This window comes from Cryobacterium sandaracinum, from assembly GCF_004403415.1.
GTDB classification, from domain to species: Bacteria; Actinomycetota; Actinomycetes; order Actinomycetales; family Microbacteriaceae; genus Cryobacterium; species Cryobacterium sandaracinum.
Genome location: NZ_SOGO01000027.1, coordinates 1 through 13,077, shown reverse-complemented (window position 1 = coordinate 13,077; position 13,077 = coordinate 1). Strand labels below are relative to the sequence as shown.

At 69.6% G+C, this 13,077-nt stretch carries 14 protein-coding genes; 9 read left to right on the top strand and 5 right to left on the bottom strand.

The window, feature by feature from the left end; genetic code table 11:
* Positions 1-158: 158 nt before the first annotated feature.
* Genes arsB through E3T25_RS09760 form a run of 3 tightly spaced genes read left to right on the top strand, consistent with a single transcriptional unit; the run spans position 159 to position 2,506 of the window.
* A complete protein-coding gene (arsB, locus tag E3T25_RS09770; protein ID WP_134373951.1) occupies positions 159-1,352 on the top strand; it encodes an ACR3 family arsenite efflux transporter in 1,194 nt (397 codons plus the stop codon).
* A gap of 56 nt (positions 1,353-1,408) precedes the next feature.
* Positions 1,409-1,819, top strand: a complete 411-nt coding sequence (locus E3T25_RS09765; RefSeq protein WP_104099282.1) for an arsenate reductase ArsC — start codon at positions 1,409-1,411, stop codon at positions 1,817-1,819.
* Positions 1,820-1,831: 12 nt separating this feature from the next.
* Positions 1,832-2,506: an arsenate reductase/protein-tyrosine-phosphatase family protein gene (locus tag E3T25_RS09760; RefSeq protein WP_134373949.1), complete on the top strand. Its 675-nt coding sequence runs from the start codon at positions 1,832-1,834 to the stop codon at positions 2,504-2,506.
* A 74-nt stretch (positions 2,507-2,580) separates the two neighbouring features.
* On the opposite strand, the gene E3T25_RS09755 is transcribed toward E3T25_RS09760, so the two are convergent.
* Both E3T25_RS09755 and E3T25_RS09750 read right to left on the bottom strand, forming a co-directional pair.
* A complete protein-coding gene (locus E3T25_RS09755; RefSeq protein ID WP_134373947.1) occupies positions 2,581-4,707 on the bottom strand; it encodes a hypothetical protein in 2,127 nt (708 codons plus the stop codon).
* A gap of 67 nt (positions 4,708-4,774) precedes the next feature.
* On the bottom strand, positions 4,775-5,128 hold the full coding sequence (locus E3T25_RS09750) for an Hsp20/alpha crystallin family protein (RefSeq protein ID WP_134373945.1): 354 nt from the start codon (positions 5,126-5,128) through the stop codon (positions 4,775-4,777).
* Between the two features lie 217 nt (positions 5,129-5,345).
* On the opposite strand from E3T25_RS09750, the gene E3T25_RS09745 reads away from it, so the two are divergent.
* Positions 5,346-5,705 (top strand): TIGR02611 family protein, encoded by a 360-nt coding sequence (locus E3T25_RS09745; protein ID WP_134373943.1) that lies wholly within the window; start codon positions 5,346-5,348, stop codon positions 5,703-5,705.
* Here E3T25_RS09745 and E3T25_RS09740 read toward each other — a convergent pair.
* On the bottom strand, positions 5,702-6,394 hold the full coding sequence (locus E3T25_RS09740; RefSeq protein ID WP_134373941.1) for a ScbR family autoregulator-binding transcription factor: 693 nt from the start codon (positions 6,392-6,394) through the stop codon (positions 5,702-5,704). The genes E3T25_RS09745 and E3T25_RS09740 overlap by 4 nt on opposite strands.
* A 211-nt stretch (positions 6,395-6,605) precedes the next feature.
* Between E3T25_RS09740 and E3T25_RS09735 the strand changes: the two genes are divergently transcribed.
* Positions 6,606-6,833: a PLDc N-terminal domain-containing protein gene (locus E3T25_RS09735; RefSeq protein WP_134373939.1), complete on the top strand. Its 228-nt coding sequence runs from the start codon at positions 6,606-6,608 to the stop codon at positions 6,831-6,833.
* A gap of 28 nt (positions 6,834-6,861) precedes the next feature.
* Here the strand turns inward: E3T25_RS09735 and E3T25_RS09730 are convergent, their stop codons facing one another.
* On the bottom strand, positions 6,862-7,332 hold the full coding sequence (locus tag E3T25_RS09730; protein WP_134373937.1) for a universal stress protein: 471 nt from the start codon (positions 7,330-7,332) through the stop codon (positions 6,862-6,864).
* 103 nt (positions 7,333-7,435) lie between these two features.
* Here E3T25_RS09730 and E3T25_RS09725 point away from each other — a divergent pair, with 103 nt between their 5' ends.
* The 4 genes from E3T25_RS09725 to E3T25_RS09710 all read left to right on the top strand — a co-directional run bounded on the left by E3T25_RS09725 (position 7,436) and on the right by E3T25_RS09710 (position 11,885).
* Positions 7,436-8,326 (top strand): hypothetical protein, encoded by an 891-nt coding sequence (locus tag E3T25_RS09725; RefSeq protein ID WP_134373935.1) that lies wholly within the window; start codon positions 7,436-7,438, stop codon positions 8,324-8,326.
* A gap of 349 nt (positions 8,327-8,675) precedes the next feature.
* Positions 8,676-9,536 (top strand): hypothetical protein, encoded by an 861-nt coding sequence (locus E3T25_RS09720; RefSeq protein WP_134373933.1) that lies wholly within the window; start codon positions 8,676-8,678, stop codon positions 9,534-9,536.
* 163 nt (positions 9,537-9,699) lie between these two features.
* Entirely contained in the window at positions 9,700-11,217 is a 1,518-nt protein-coding gene (locus tag E3T25_RS09715) for a sensor histidine kinase (protein WP_134373931.1), read from the top strand.
* On the top strand, positions 11,211-11,885 hold the full coding sequence (locus E3T25_RS09710) for a response regulator (protein ID WP_134373929.1): 675 nt from the start codon (positions 11,211-11,213) through the stop codon (positions 11,883-11,885). Before E3T25_RS09715 ends, E3T25_RS09710 begins: the two co-directional genes overlap by 7 nt.
* A 106-nt stretch (positions 11,886-11,991) precedes the next feature.
* Here E3T25_RS09710 and E3T25_RS16760 read toward each other — a convergent pair.
* Positions 11,992-13,077, bottom strand: a 1,086-nt coding sequence (locus E3T25_RS16760) for a PxKF domain-containing protein (protein ID WP_194087850.1), incomplete at its 5' end; no start/stop codon positions are given.

The following is a 13,077-nucleotide window of genomic DNA, read 5'->3' as shown; positions in this document are numbered from 1 at the left end:
GTCGACGCCTCAGGCACGGCACGGGTCTCGGTGAACGACATCTGAACAGTATCTCCCATAAATTGACATCCATCGATGCATTGGGGAAGACTCCCTATCGACACCTCTGATTTTATGTCCCACCCGCCGATTTTTGTCTTAACTGCTCACGGAGCCACATGCCCTTCCCCGAATCGACCACCTCCCGGCCCACCGCCCCGCCCACCCTGCGGCCGGCTGCCGCGCAAAACGCCATCGCCCCGGCGCGGCTCGGGGCCGTCGACCGTCTCCTGCCGGTCTGGATCCTCGCGGCAATGGCCCTGGGCCTGCTGCTGGCGGTCGTCGCACCCGGCGTCGGCGACCTGCTCGCTGCGTTCACGATCGGCTCGGTCAGCGTGCCCATCGCGATCGGGCTGCTCGTGATGATGTACCCGGTGCTGGCCAAGGTTCGCTACACGGATGCCCGCGCAGTCGCCCGCGACCGCCGCCTCCTGGTCTCCTCGCTGGTGCTGAACTGGCTGCTGGGGCCCGCCCTGATGTTCGCCCTTGCCTGGATCTTCCTGCCGGACCTGCCCGAATACCGCACCGGCCTGATTATCGTGGGCCTTGCCCGCTGCATCGCCATGGTGCTGATCTGGAACGATCTGGCCTGCGGCGACCGCGAGGCCGCCGCCTTCCTGGTGGCCCTCAACTCCGTCTTCCAGGTCATCGCGTTCGCCGCGCTGGGCTGGTTCTACCTCCAGGTGCTCCCCGCCTGGCTCGGCCTGTCTACCACGAGCGCGGAGTTCTCGATCCGGGCGATCACCGTCAGCGTGCTCGTCTTCCTCGGCATTCCCCTGCTGGCCGGCTACCTGTCCCGCAGGGTCGGCGAGGCCACCCGCGGCCGCGACTGGTACGAGAGCCGGTTCCTGCCGAAAATCAGCCCGTTCGCCCTCTACGGGCTGCTGTTCACGATCGCGCTGCTCTTCGCCCTGCAGGGCCGCCAGGTGATCGACCGCCCGTTCGACGTGGCCCTGATCGCCCTGCCGCTGCTGGTCTACTTCGCTGTCATGTTCGCCGCCGGATTCGCCACCGGCAAGCTCACCGGGCTCTCCTACGAGCGCACCACGACCTTGGCGTTCACCGCCGCCGGCAACAACTTCGAGCTGGCGATCGCGGTGGCCATCGGCACCTTCGGCGCCACCAGCGGCCAGGCCCTGGCGGGCATCGTGGGCCCCTTGATCGAGGTGCCGGCGCTCGTCGCCCTCGTCTATGTGGCGCTGTGGCTGCGGCCGCGGCTGTTCTCAGGGGCCGCGGCGCAGGCAACCGCCGCAGCCGACACCGCCGTAACCGACACCGCCGTCACCGCCGACCCGCTTCCCGACCGGGTCTGATCTCTGTACACCGCCCCGCCGTCCAACCCCCGAAAATCAAGAAGGAACCACCGATCATGACCGCTAAGCCCACCGTTCTCTTCGTCTGTGTGCACAACGCGGGCCGCTCTCAGATGGCCGCCGGCTACATGACCGCCCTGTCCGAGGGCCGTGTCGAGGTGCTCTCTGCCGGCTCCGCGCCCAAGGACCAGATCAACCCCGTCGCGATCGAGGCCATGGCCGAGGAAGGCATCGACATCGCCAACAATGTGCCGAAGGTCCTCACCACCGAGGCCGTGAAGGAGTCGGACGTCGTCATCACCATGGGCTGCGGCGACACCTGCCCGATCTTCCCCGGCAAGCGCTACGAGGACTGGGAACTCGCCGACCCGGCCGGCCAGGGCATCGAGTCCGTGCGGCCGATCCGCGACGAGATCAAGGCCCGCATCCAGGGCCTGCTCGCCGAAATCCTCCCCGCCCAGGTCTAGGTCCGACCCGCCATGAGCGATCTGAGCGCGCGTCGGTCACTGCCCGGACTGGCCTTCCCCGAGGAGTCGTTGCGACGGCTGGCCGCGCACCTCACCGACCGGTTCTCGGGCGTGTTCGGCGCCGAGACGATCGAACGGTACGTGCTCGAGTCGTACACGTCGCTCCTGCGCACGTCGACGGTCACGGCGTTCCTCGTGACCAACACGGGGCGCTACGCCGCCGACCGCCTGACCGCTCTGGCCCAGGCAAAGGGCGCGATCGCGAAGGACGTCCCCGAGGTCCTGTTCGTCTGCGAGCAGAACGCGGGGCGGTCCCAGATGGCGGCGGTGCTGACCCAGGCCCTGTCTGGCGGTCGGGTGCACGTGCGTTCGGCCGGTTCAGCGCCGGCAAAGGGACTGAACCCCACTGTGATGGCGGTGATGACCGAACTCGGCCTCAACCTGGACGAAGAGTTCCCGAAACCGCTGACGGATGACGTCGTGCAGGCCGCCGACGTCGTCGTCACCATGGGCTGCGGCGACGCCTGCCCGGTCTATCCGGGCAAGCTCTACCAGGACTGGGAGCTGGCCGACCCGGCCGGTCAGCCGACCCCAGAGGTGCGTCGCATCCGGGACCAGATCCGGCATCAGGTCGAGGCCATGCTCACGACCCTCGGTGTCGACCCCCAGCCGCTGCCGCTCCCCTAGCCCCTGCCCCTGCCACCCCACCGCCACCGCCACCGGACGCGGGCGCGCGCGGGCAGGCCCGAGGGCGCCGGCCCCTACTTGCGCACCAGCTTCGCCACCGTGAACCCGCCGGCGGCGACCGTCACGGTTCCCTTCTTCGGCGCCTTCTTGTCGACGGATGCGACGAGCTGGCCGGTCGCATCGAACGCCTCCTGCGCCAGCCGGTAGCCACGTGGCACGCCGACCGTGCGCACGCTGGTCTCGGTCGCCGCGCTGACGTACACCGTGGACTCCCCCGCCGAACCGGTCACCGTGATCGTCGAGATCAGCGGCTGGATCAGCAGCGCGTCAACGGATGCCGCCCCGTCGGCCATACCGACGACCGCGGTGTCCGCCCCCGGCAGAGCCAGCTCGAGCGTGAGCGGGAACAGGCGTCCGGGGGCATCCGTGATGCCCTGAGCACCCGCGCCGCCGTTGCTCGTGCTGCCCAGCATCGACGTCGCCGACGCCCAGGTTGTGGCCCCGGAGTCCGCCTCGGCCTGATTCACGATCGGGAAGACATTGCGAGCCTGGTCGGCAGCGGAAACCGGGATGCTCAGCGAGTCGCCCGCGCCCAGCGCCACGTAGGCGCCGCCGGAGAGGTTGGCCTCGCCGGTCCAGGACGACGGCGGCGTGACCACTGACCCGCCGCCCGTGATGGTGCCGGACTCGGCCTCGACGACACTGAGCCCGACGGTGGAGACGGTTTCGTCGATGCCGAGGGCCTCGACCTTCAGCGACGGATTCGCGTCCAGGGTGAGCATGGTCATCAGGGTGTGGATGGTGGATTCGGCACCCGAATTGGGGTTGATCCGGCCGTCGGTTTCGATGCCGTCGATGGCCGTACCGGTTGCCGGGTTGTAGGCCGGAGCGCCGTTCGGGTTGGCGCCGAAGAACCAGGCGGCGGTCACTGCGGCGAGGTCGAGCAGCCCCGGGGCGTTCGCGGCCGCGGCGGTGGCGACGAGCCCCTGCACGCGAGAGTCGACGCCGTAGGCGATCTGCGCCTCACCCGGGGTGGGGCTCCAGGCGTTGTCCGGTCCGCCGGCGGCCAACAGCTGAGGGGTGAAGCGGGCGGCATCCTGCACGGCGGCGCCGAGCAAGTCCGTGCGTCCGAGCGCCGTGGACGCGGTGGCGATGGCAGCCGGGGCCAGTCCGCCCCAGGCGTGCCACAGGGTCTGCGACTTGTTCCACGGCATGATCGCGCCGAACGGCCACTCGGTGGCGGAGCCGGAGGACATCCCGGCGACCCCCTCGGTGAGCCGGGTCAGCGCGGTGCGGGCGGTGTCGTCGTCCGGGACGGCCGTGACGTAGGCGGCGAGGCCGAGCGCGGCCTCGGCGGAGGCATCCGCCCCGCCCGCGATGAGCCAGGCCGGCACGTTGACGCCGTCGGCCACATCGAAGGTGCCGTACTTGCCGAGCGACTGGCGCTCGAGGGAGTCGAGCGACAGGTGCAGGCGGTCCTGCAGGAACGCGGCGAAGTCGGGGTCGGCAGCCTGGAACGCGGCGAAGCCCTCGCCGAGGGCCCACACGGTGCGGGCCACCCAGTAGGACTCGGCCGAGTCGCTCGGGTCGGGCAGTTCCACCGGGCTGGCGCTGGGGGTGAGGGTGCCGTCGGGCTGCTGCCAGAGCACGACGTTTCCGGCGTTCGGACCGGTCGTGGTCTGCAGGTAGGTGAGGGAGCGCAGCGTCTGCACGGCGTGCTCGCGGCTGGTCTCGTCACCGGTCTGCTGCCAGTGGCGCAGGTAGACGACCGCGGTGCGGGCGATGTCGTCGGCGTTGTACGCGCCCTGGCTCCAGTGCCCGGTCGAGGGGTCGAGCGACCCGCCGCCGACCCTGCCGTAACTGCCGTCGGCCTGCTTATCGGCGTAGGTCCACGGCGCCTGGGCGGTGGGCTGCGCGTCGATTTCGTAGGTGGTGTGCCCCTCCACCGTGGCCAGCGGCACGGTGTCGAGCAGGAACGTGAGGTGGGACAGGTTGGTCAGCGGCGCGGACGCAGCGGCGGCGGGCCGGGTGGCGACGACTTCGGCCGGTGCACCGGATGCGCCGGCTTCTCCGGATGGCGGTGCCGCGGCGGCCGCGGCGCTGCCGGCTCCGAGCAGGAGCAGCGAGACCGCGGCGGTGAGGGCCACGGCTTTCAGAGATCGCGGGCGGGGGGACTGTGAGCGAACAGCGTTGTACGTCATTTCTTCTCTCCTGGTTCAGCCTGAACCGGTTTGGTACAGCCAACTAAACCGGTTAAGGCGACGCGAGTCAAGAGAAGTGGCGCATTGCGTCCCCCATTCGGGGCTGGAGGGTCCCCGCATCGTCGCGGGGCAGCGCAATGTCGCGCGTGAATGAGCCGTACCGGAACTCGGTCCGGTAACCGTCCTTGTCCTTGTGCTCGGTCTTTTCCTGCCGCTCGGCCTGGATGTGCAGCACGCCGTCGCTGACCGACACATCGACATCCTTTTCCGGGTCGATTCCGGGCAATTCCGCCCTCACAACCAAGCTGCCGCCGTCGCGGAATTCCTCCACCCGCAGGGCCGGAGTGTCCCAGTCGCCGTCGAAAAAGCGCCGCACCGGCTCCGGCATTTCGAAACGCTCGCGTTTTGCAAGTGCGGCCATGATTCGTCTCCTCCGTGTTGCCCGAATGTAGTCACCCGAATGTAGTCACCCAAATGTGGTCACCCGAATGTAGTCACCCGGATGTGGTTACCCGGATGTTGCTCCAGATGCCACACGCAGTACCCCCGAGGCCCGTGCCACGCCGCGGCGATGGGGGCGACAGCGGCGACGGATGCCCGCGCAGCAGGTTCCCAGCGACCCCGCTTAACCTGAGCGAATGACCGTCATCCTGCAGCGCGATATCGCCAGCGAACGCACTTCCGCGCACCCGATCCGGCGCTTCCTGCGCCGGAGCCGCGCCTGGGTGGACCAGCATCCGCGGCTGCGCTGGCTCTACCGCACTGTGGTCGGCGTGCTCGGCTCCACGGTGGCCGTCATCGGGCTCCTCCTGGTGCCCCTGCCGGGGCCCGGCTGGCTGGTCGTCTTCCTCGGAATCGCGATCCTGGGCACGGAATTCCCCACCGCGCACCGCATCGCGGTGGCCCTCAAGCGCATCCTGACTACGGTCTGGGCGTGGTGGCGCTCCCGCCGGGCACGCGCGTCCGCCGGAGGGTCGACCGCTTCGGCTGGGTCCTAGGCCCGATCCACTACCCCGCCCGCAGCGCCCGGGCCCGCGGCGCAGCTCGCCCGTACCTGGGCCGGCAGGGCGGTCAGATTCGCCCGCCGCTCGTCCGGAAGCCCGGCCGGGAGCAGGCCCGGCAGCACCAGCGCCCACATCTCCTCCACCCGCTGGAAGAGGTCCGCCCGCCCGGTGAGCACCTGGGAGACGGTCTGCACGCCCGTGAAAGCGGGGCTGATGAAGTGCGCGGCGGCCTCTACATTCAGATCGGCCGAAACGTCTCCTTCATCGATCGCGCGTCGCAGCACCTTCCCGCAGACATCGATCCAGTCATGGAACGGACCGACCACCGGCACCGAGAAATTGGAGGCCTCCATGGTGAGACGGATGCCGGCACTCACCACCGGCTCGTCCCGCACCTGCGCCGCCAGCTCAAAAGTCATCAGGATGAGGGCTTGCAACCCGGGCGTCGTGCCGTCCAGCAGCCTCTGGCCCAAGCCGATCGAGGCCTCGTGCTGCGCCTCGATCACGGCGAGCGCGAGCGCCTCCTTGGACGCGAAATGAAAATAGAGTGCGCCCTTGCTCACTCCGGCGGCGACTTCCAGTCCGGCCAGGGTCGTGCTGCCGTACCCGTGCTCCCGGAAGGCGACCGCCGCACCTCGGATGATCGCGGCCCGCGTTCCGATCGCCCGTTGTTGCTGCGCCATTCCACTCCTCGGTTATTCCGGTTTCCAGCGTAGCGACTGCCCGAACCGGGGTCGCACACGGCCCCGCGCATCCGTTGTATCGTCTCTGCCTCAATCGGCACCAATCTGCCTCAATCGACCCCACAGAAGATACCGTTTGGTATGGTTTAGGCACGGGACGCTGTGATTGGGGAAAACGGGCGTCTCAGGGGGTTCAACGGGGGAGGTCGTAATGATCGATAGTGCAGGCATGGTGCAGATGGCAGCACTCGGACTCGGCGGCCTCGCCGTTCTCGGCAGCGCGGCGCTGATCGCCGCCGCCCTGACACAGATCAGCCGGGCCATCCACCTGCGGCAGGCGGCGCGGGCGGGCTGGGTGCTGGCCGTCGTCTGCGCGCCGGTCTTCGGGGCGGTCGCCTGGTTCGCGGTCGGCAACCGGATCGACGCCGACCAGAGCTGACTGGAGCCGACCGCCGCCAGCGGTCGGCTCAGGTGTTCGGGCGCACGACCAGCACCGGGCACTTGGCGTGCCGCACGCACTGTTCGCTCACGGAACCCAGCAGCATGCCGCTGAGGCCGCCGCGGCCGCGGGAGCCGACCACGAGCATCCGTGCGCCTCGGGACACGTCGATCAGGGACTTCAACGGACTGGCGTAGACAGCCCGGTAGGTGACCTTCACGTCGGGGTGCTTGGCCACCTCGGCCATCACGGCCTCGCCGAGCTCAATGCGCACCGCGTCGGCATAGTCCTCGATCGACGCGACATAGCCGAATTCCCAGTTGGTCGGGCGCGGCGCCGTGTCGATGGACCACGCGCGCACCAGCACGACCGGTGCGTGCAGCTGCTCGGCGAGGTCGAGCGCCACGGTCACGGCGTGATCGGCGTGACCCGATCCGTCGTGTCCGACGACGATGCTGTCGCTGGAAACGGGAGTCTGTTCTGGCTGTGTGTCAGGCATGACCCCAAGCTACTCCGGGGGCCCGGGTCGCGACGCGCGCGCTGCTGCGTGTCGGCCGCCTGCTCCCAGCCCCTTCCCGCAGTGCCCCGGTAAGGTCTCCCCTATGACGTACCTGGGCACGCCGCGTCGACGACAGACCTCACTGGCGATGGTCGTCACTCTGGCCGTGCTGGGCGCTGGCCTGACGCTGGCCGCGTCGGTGCACACCACCGACGAAGCAGCCGCGCCTACCGGTTTCGCCCCCGGTGCGATCATCAGCGACTACAACTTCTACAACGTCGACTCCCTGAACGAGGGCGAGATCCAGTCGTTCCTGAGGGAGCGCTCCTGCATCCCCAGCGACGGCTCACCGTGCTTGGCCGACTACGAGGAGAACACGATCTCCCAGCCGGCCCACGGCGAGGGGCACTGCACCGCCTACCCCGGGGGCCGCAACGAGCCGGCCGCCCGCATCATCGCGAAGGTATCCGCGGCCTGCTCCATCAGCCCGAAGGTGCTGCTCGTTCTGCTGCAGAAGGAGCAGTCCCTGCTCACCCGGCCGAGCGCATCCGGTTATCTGCGCGCCACCGGCTACGGCTGCCCCGACACGGCCGACTGCGACACGGCGTACTTCGGCTTCTTCAACCAGGTCTACCGAGCCGCCTGGCAGTTCCGGCAATACACCCAGGAGCCCGAGCGCGCCTACATGATCGGAACCGTGCGCGTGGGTTTCAATCCGGATGCGAGTTGCGGGGCGTCCTCCGTCACCATCGAGAACCAGGCCACCGCGAACCTCTACAACTACACGCCGTACCAGCCCAATTCCGCCGCGCTGGCACGCCCGGGCACCGACGGCGACGGATGCTCGACGCACGGCAACCTGAACTTCTGGCGGTTCTACAACCAGTGGTTCGGGGCGTCGGAGGCCGTGGGCTATCCCACGGCGTTCAACTCGTGCCTGAACCTCGTCGGCGGCCAGCCCTGCCGCAAGCACGGGCTGTTGCCGACGCCCTGAGCGGTCCCGACGGTTCGCGTTTCCGCGCTGGTTTCTCCGCCGGTTTCTCCGCGCAGAGCGTAATCGCCCCGAGGTCCCGGGGCTCCGCCGGGTCCGGTCGCCCGGCCGGGCGAACACCCGTGACCTGGCACTCTCAACCCCTGGTCAGACGGCATTCCTGGCCCGAATGTGCGCGCACCGGACGGTGACGGGGCCCGGTGACACACCCGACCGGAACGGCTGGGCAGCCAACCCGATTCCCAGCCCGCACGGACCGGCCCCCCACTCCCGGTACCTAAACTCCTCCGATGACTACGAACGGTCGATCGGGTTTTTCGCCGACCGGCCGCCGCAATCGAAAGGATCCACTTTGAACAAGCACACGATCTCCCCGGCAGCCGACACCTCCCGCACCAAGCGCGTCACCCTCGGCGCCGCCTCCGTGCTGACCGCCGGAGCCCTTCTCGGCGTCGGCGCGCAGGGCGCCACCGCCGCCCCTCTCAGCGCCGAGCCCACAACGAGTTTCAGCTCGAGTGCCGGCACGCGCGGGGATGCCGGCGCCACGGCGAACGGCGAATTCCTGGCGTCGCTTTCGGCCGAACTTCGCGCAGACCTTTCCCACGGGCAGAGCGGCAATGTGAAGGCCCAGAAGGTGGCCACCACCCTCTCCGAGCACGCCGAGCTGTTCGACACCCTGCCGGCGAACCTGCAGGATGACCTGACCGCGCTCACGGACGCCTCCGGGGCGACCGACCGGGCCGCCGCCGTCGACACCGTGCGCACCACCGCGCTGGCCGGCGGCTACGGCGAGGAGATCACGAAGATCGCCGAGGCCGTACGGGACAACCCGGAGCACCCGTTGACCGCCGCCGTGGAGGCCGCCCTGGGCAGTGACCTCGGCACCGCGCCGGGCACCGCGGACACCGACCCGACCGCGGACGCCGGATCCTCGGTGACGGAACTGGCCCTCAAGCTGGCGGACAACCCCGCGCTCCTCGACAAGCTGCCGGCCGACCTGCAGGCCGACCTGGCCGAGCTGAAGAACGCGCCCGCCGCCGAGCAGGAGGCCGCCGCGCAGAAGCTCGAAGAATCCGCCCTCAGCGGCGACTACGGCAGCGTGGTCCAGAAGATCGCCGAGCGGGTCCAGGCACACGTGGCTGCCGAGGCTGACGCCGGTGCCGGTGCCGACGCGGGGGCCGGTGCCGACGCGGACATTCACGCCGGAAACTAGCACCCGCATTAGAACGGATGCCCGGACGCGCAGTGCGCGTTCGGGCATCCGTCTGCCTTGTCCCCCACTCGGGGACTGACCGCCCGGAGGCGGCGCGGCTAGGCTCACCTCACCCGAGCGGCTGACCCGACAGCTCCGGAAACGCGTTCCCAAGGCGATTCTCATGGGCACCACAGGACCCCGAAGTTTTCGCTCCCCCGCGGTTTTCGCTGCCCCGCCGCTGTCCCCGGCCGGGCATCCGCAGGACGACTCCCGCGGCGCAGAGCCTGACCGGCGGGTGCACGCGCTCGGGGCGTGGGCGGGTCGCTCACGACTCACCATCGCCGCCTGGCTCGTCGGGCTGGCCGTCACCAGCGCCCTGTTGTGGAGCCCCGCCGTGGTCTTCGGGGTCCGCAATCCCTCGGCTCACCTCGTTCTCGACTCGGTCGACGCCTGCGTGGCGTTGCTGGTGGCGTCCCTCGTGTTCGGTCGGTTCCTGCGGCACGGCCGGCTGCAGGATCTGCTGCTCTCCCAGGGTCTCGTGCTGCTGGCCGCGGCGGGCCTGGGCCTGACCTACCTGACCGAGGTGCTCGGCGGAATCCGCGCGGGAACGCTCGACATCTGGCTTCCGCTGGCCATCCGGGTCGTGGGCGCCCTGCTGATCCTGGCCGCCGCCCTGGCGCACACGCGACCGGCGAAACGGATGCTCCGGCGCCGGCTGCTGACGCTGGCCCCCCTCCCCCTGTTGGCCGCGGTCTACCTCGCCCTCTGGACCGGCCGGGACCGGCTCCCCGTGGCGTTCGACCCGGGTTCCGCCCCGGTGTCCGCGGAGAACGCGCTCCTGACGGGCCATCCCGTGCTGCTCCTCGCCCAGGGCGCGGCGGCCGTGAGTTTCTTCATCGCCTCGGTGGCCTTTGCGTCACAGTCGGCCAAACGGGACGACGAACTGCTCCGCTGGCTCGGCCCGGCCTGTGCGCTCGGGGCGTTCGCCCGCCTGAACTACGTGCTCTTCCCATCCCTGTACACGGACTGGCTCTACACCGGGGATCTTCTCCGCACCGGCTGCTACCTGCTGCTGCTGGTCGGCGCGGCGCGGGAGATCCGCACCTACTGGCGGGCGCAGGTCACCGCGGCGGTGCTCGATGATCGGCGGCGGCTCGCCCGCGAGCTGCACGACGGAGTGATCCAGGAGCTCGCCTATATCCGCGCGGAAAGCCGCGCCATTCCCGTGGATGTCGCATCCGGCATCCGTATCGTCAACGCCTGTGATCGCGCCCTCGACGAGGCGCGGGCGGCCGTGCAGGCGCTCGGACGCACGAGCGATGAGCCGCTGAGTTTCACCGTTCACCGGGCGGCCACGGAGCTGGCCGCGAGGTACGGAATCGACCTGCGGGTCGACCTCGATGAGGCCATCACCGTCGATTCGGAGCAGCAACACGCGCTGATGCGCATCACCCGGGAGGCGGTGTCCAACGCGGTGCACCACGGCAAAGCCACGGGGGTGCACATCCGGCTCAGCGAGGCCGGAGACCGTCGGCGCCTCGCGATTGCGGACGACGGGGTGGGGTTCGATGTGCCGGCCGGCACCGACACAACCGGTTACGGCCTGGTCAGCATGCAGGCCCGGGCGCGGGCGCTTCCGGGCACGTTCAACGTGGAGGCACGACCCGCGGGCGGAAGCGTGGTGACGGTCCAGTGGTAGATGGCACCGGCATCCGCGTCGTCATCGCCGACGACCATGCCCCGATACGATCGCTGATCCGCCAGGCCCTCGAGGCCGGTGGCTGCGAAATCTGCGGCGAGGGAGCAAGCGCAGCGGATGCGATCCGGCTCGCCCTCGATCACCGCCCCGACGTGGTGCTGCTCGATATCAACATGCCGGGGAATGGGATCCACGCCGCCCAGGAGATCGGCCGGAGCCTGCCGGAGACGCCCATCGTGATGCTCACGATGTCGAAGGACGACGACGACCTCTTCGATTCCCTGCGCGCGGGTGCCTCGGGCTACCTGCTCAAGGATACCGATCCCGGCGCCCTGCCGGGTGCGCTGCGGGCCGTTCTGGCGGGCGAGGCGGCCATGGCGCCGGAGCTCATACTGCGGGTGCTCGGCGAGTTCCGGGCGCCCGCGCGGCGCCGCTTCCTGCGCCGCTCCGTGGCCGCGAGCAAGCTCAGCGCGCGGGAGTGGGAGGTGATGGAGTTGCTTGCGGAGGGAAACTCCACCAAGGCGGTAGCCGCCCGGTTGTTCGTGTCGCCGACGACGGTGCGGGTGCACGTCTCGGCTGTGCTCCGCAAGCTCGCCCTCACGGACCGCGAGAGCGCCTTCGAGCTGCTCCGTGACGAACGCGGCGAGCGGGGCTCACCTCGGTCGTAGAGCCTGGCGGACCGCGGCGGCCGGCACGATTCCCGCGTCTGGGGGCGCAGGACGGAAGGCCCCGAGTTCCGCTCGGGGCCTTCCGTGTTCCGCTTGCGCTCGGTGCCTACCTCAGCATGAAGTTGGCACTGATCGTGGAACCGTCCTGGGCGGTCATGGTGACCACGGCGCAGGTACCCGGCTTCTTGGGGGTCTGCCAGTTCTGGATGAACTGCCCCGACGTCGAGTCATACCGCAGGCTCGTGCCGCCCGTGGTGGTGAGTTCGATCGCATCCGTCACCGCGGACGAACCGGGGCAGGTCACGGCCGTGGCGGTGAAGCTCTTGACGGCCGAGACGCTGGTGAGTTCGGCACCGGAGAAGATCTCGAACTTCAGCGGGACGGAGCTGCCGCCCTTCACCGTGTTCCAGACGTTGGCTCCCATATCGACCGGGGCGTAGAAGCCCTTCAGGGTCCAGGCCAGCACCGTGTACGCGACCCTCGACGTGCTCGTATGGCCGGCCGTGTCGGTGGCGGTCGCCAGGTACGAGTGATCCCCGACTGTGGTGCCGCCGCCGGTCACGACGCAGGAGGCAATTCCGGACAGGGCGTCGGTCGCGTAACAACTGGGCGCGGCCGGGTTGCTTCCGTACTGGTAACTGCCGGTGGGGCCGCCCAGGAGAGCAACGGTGGGTGCGGTCGTGTCGATGTCGATCCCCGACACGCTCGCGGTCGCGGTGTTGCCGGCCCGGTCGGTCGCGGCGCCCGTCACTGACTGGCCCGCCCCCTCGACCAGGGTCACGTCGCCCGCACAGGTGGCGATGCCGGATCCCGCATCACGGCAGGTGAAGCCGACGACGACGTCCGCCGCGTACCAGCCGGCGGCGTTGGGAGCGGCCGGGTCGAGGGTGGACGAGATGGTCGGGTCGACGGAGTCGATGTTGATCCCGGTCGTCGTCACGGTCGTCGTGTTGCCGGCCTTGTCGGTCACGGTACCCGTCACCGACCGGTTCGCGCCGTCCGGCAGGGTTGTGTCGCCCGGGCACGTGGCGATTCCGGACCCTCCCACGTCCTCACACGTGAAGTGGACGATGACGCCCGCGTCCGTTGTGTACCAGCCGTCGTTGCCCTCGGGGGCGACCGGGTTGAGAGTGTACGAAATGGTCGGGTCGACGGTGTCGATGTTGACCACCGCTGCGGTCGCGTCGGCGGT

What these genes read in the sequence shown, in the direction of transcription:
- E3T25_RS09725 (WP_134373935.1), top strand. Translation starts at nt 7,436, where the DNA reads ATGACGTACCTGGGCACGCCGCGTCGACGACAGACCTCACTGGCGATG.
- E3T25_RS09760 (WP_134373949.1), top strand. Translation starts at nt 1,832, where the DNA reads ATGAGCGATCTGAGCGCGCGTCGGTCACTGCCCGGACTGGCCTTCCCC.
- E3T25_RS09740 (WP_134373941.1), bottom strand. Translation starts at nt 6,394, where the DNA reads ATGGCGCAGCAACAACGGGCGATCGGAACGCGGGCCGCGATCATCCGA.
- E3T25_RS09745 (WP_134373943.1), top strand. Translation starts at nt 5,346, where the DNA reads ATGACCGTCATCCTGCAGCGCGATATCGCCAGCGAACGCACTTCCGCG.
- E3T25_RS09715 (WP_134373931.1), top strand. Translation starts at nt 9,700, where the DNA reads ATGGGCACCACAGGACCCCGAAGTTTTCGCTCCCCCGCGGTTTTCGCT.
- E3T25_RS09735 (WP_134373939.1), top strand. Translation starts at nt 6,606, where the DNA reads ATGATCGATAGTGCAGGCATGGTGCAGATGGCAGCACTCGGACTCGGC.
- E3T25_RS09755 (WP_134373947.1), bottom strand. Translation starts at nt 4,707, where the DNA reads ATGACGTACAACGCTGTTCGCTCACAGTCCCCCCGCCCGCGATCTCTG.
- arsB (WP_134373951.1), top strand. Translation starts at nt 159, where the DNA reads ATGCCCTTCCCCGAATCGACCACCTCCCGGCCCACCGCCCCGCCCACC.
- E3T25_RS09765 (WP_104099282.1), top strand. Translation starts at nt 1,409, where the DNA reads ATGACCGCTAAGCCCACCGTTCTCTTCGTCTGTGTGCACAACGCGGGC.
- E3T25_RS09750 (WP_134373945.1), bottom strand. Translation starts at nt 5,128, where the DNA reads ATGGCCGCACTTGCAAAACGCGAGCGTTTCGAAATGCCGGAGCCGGTG.
- E3T25_RS09730 (WP_134373937.1), bottom strand. Translation starts at nt 7,332, where the DNA reads ATGCCTGACACACAGCCAGAACAGACTCCCGTTTCCAGCGACAGCATC.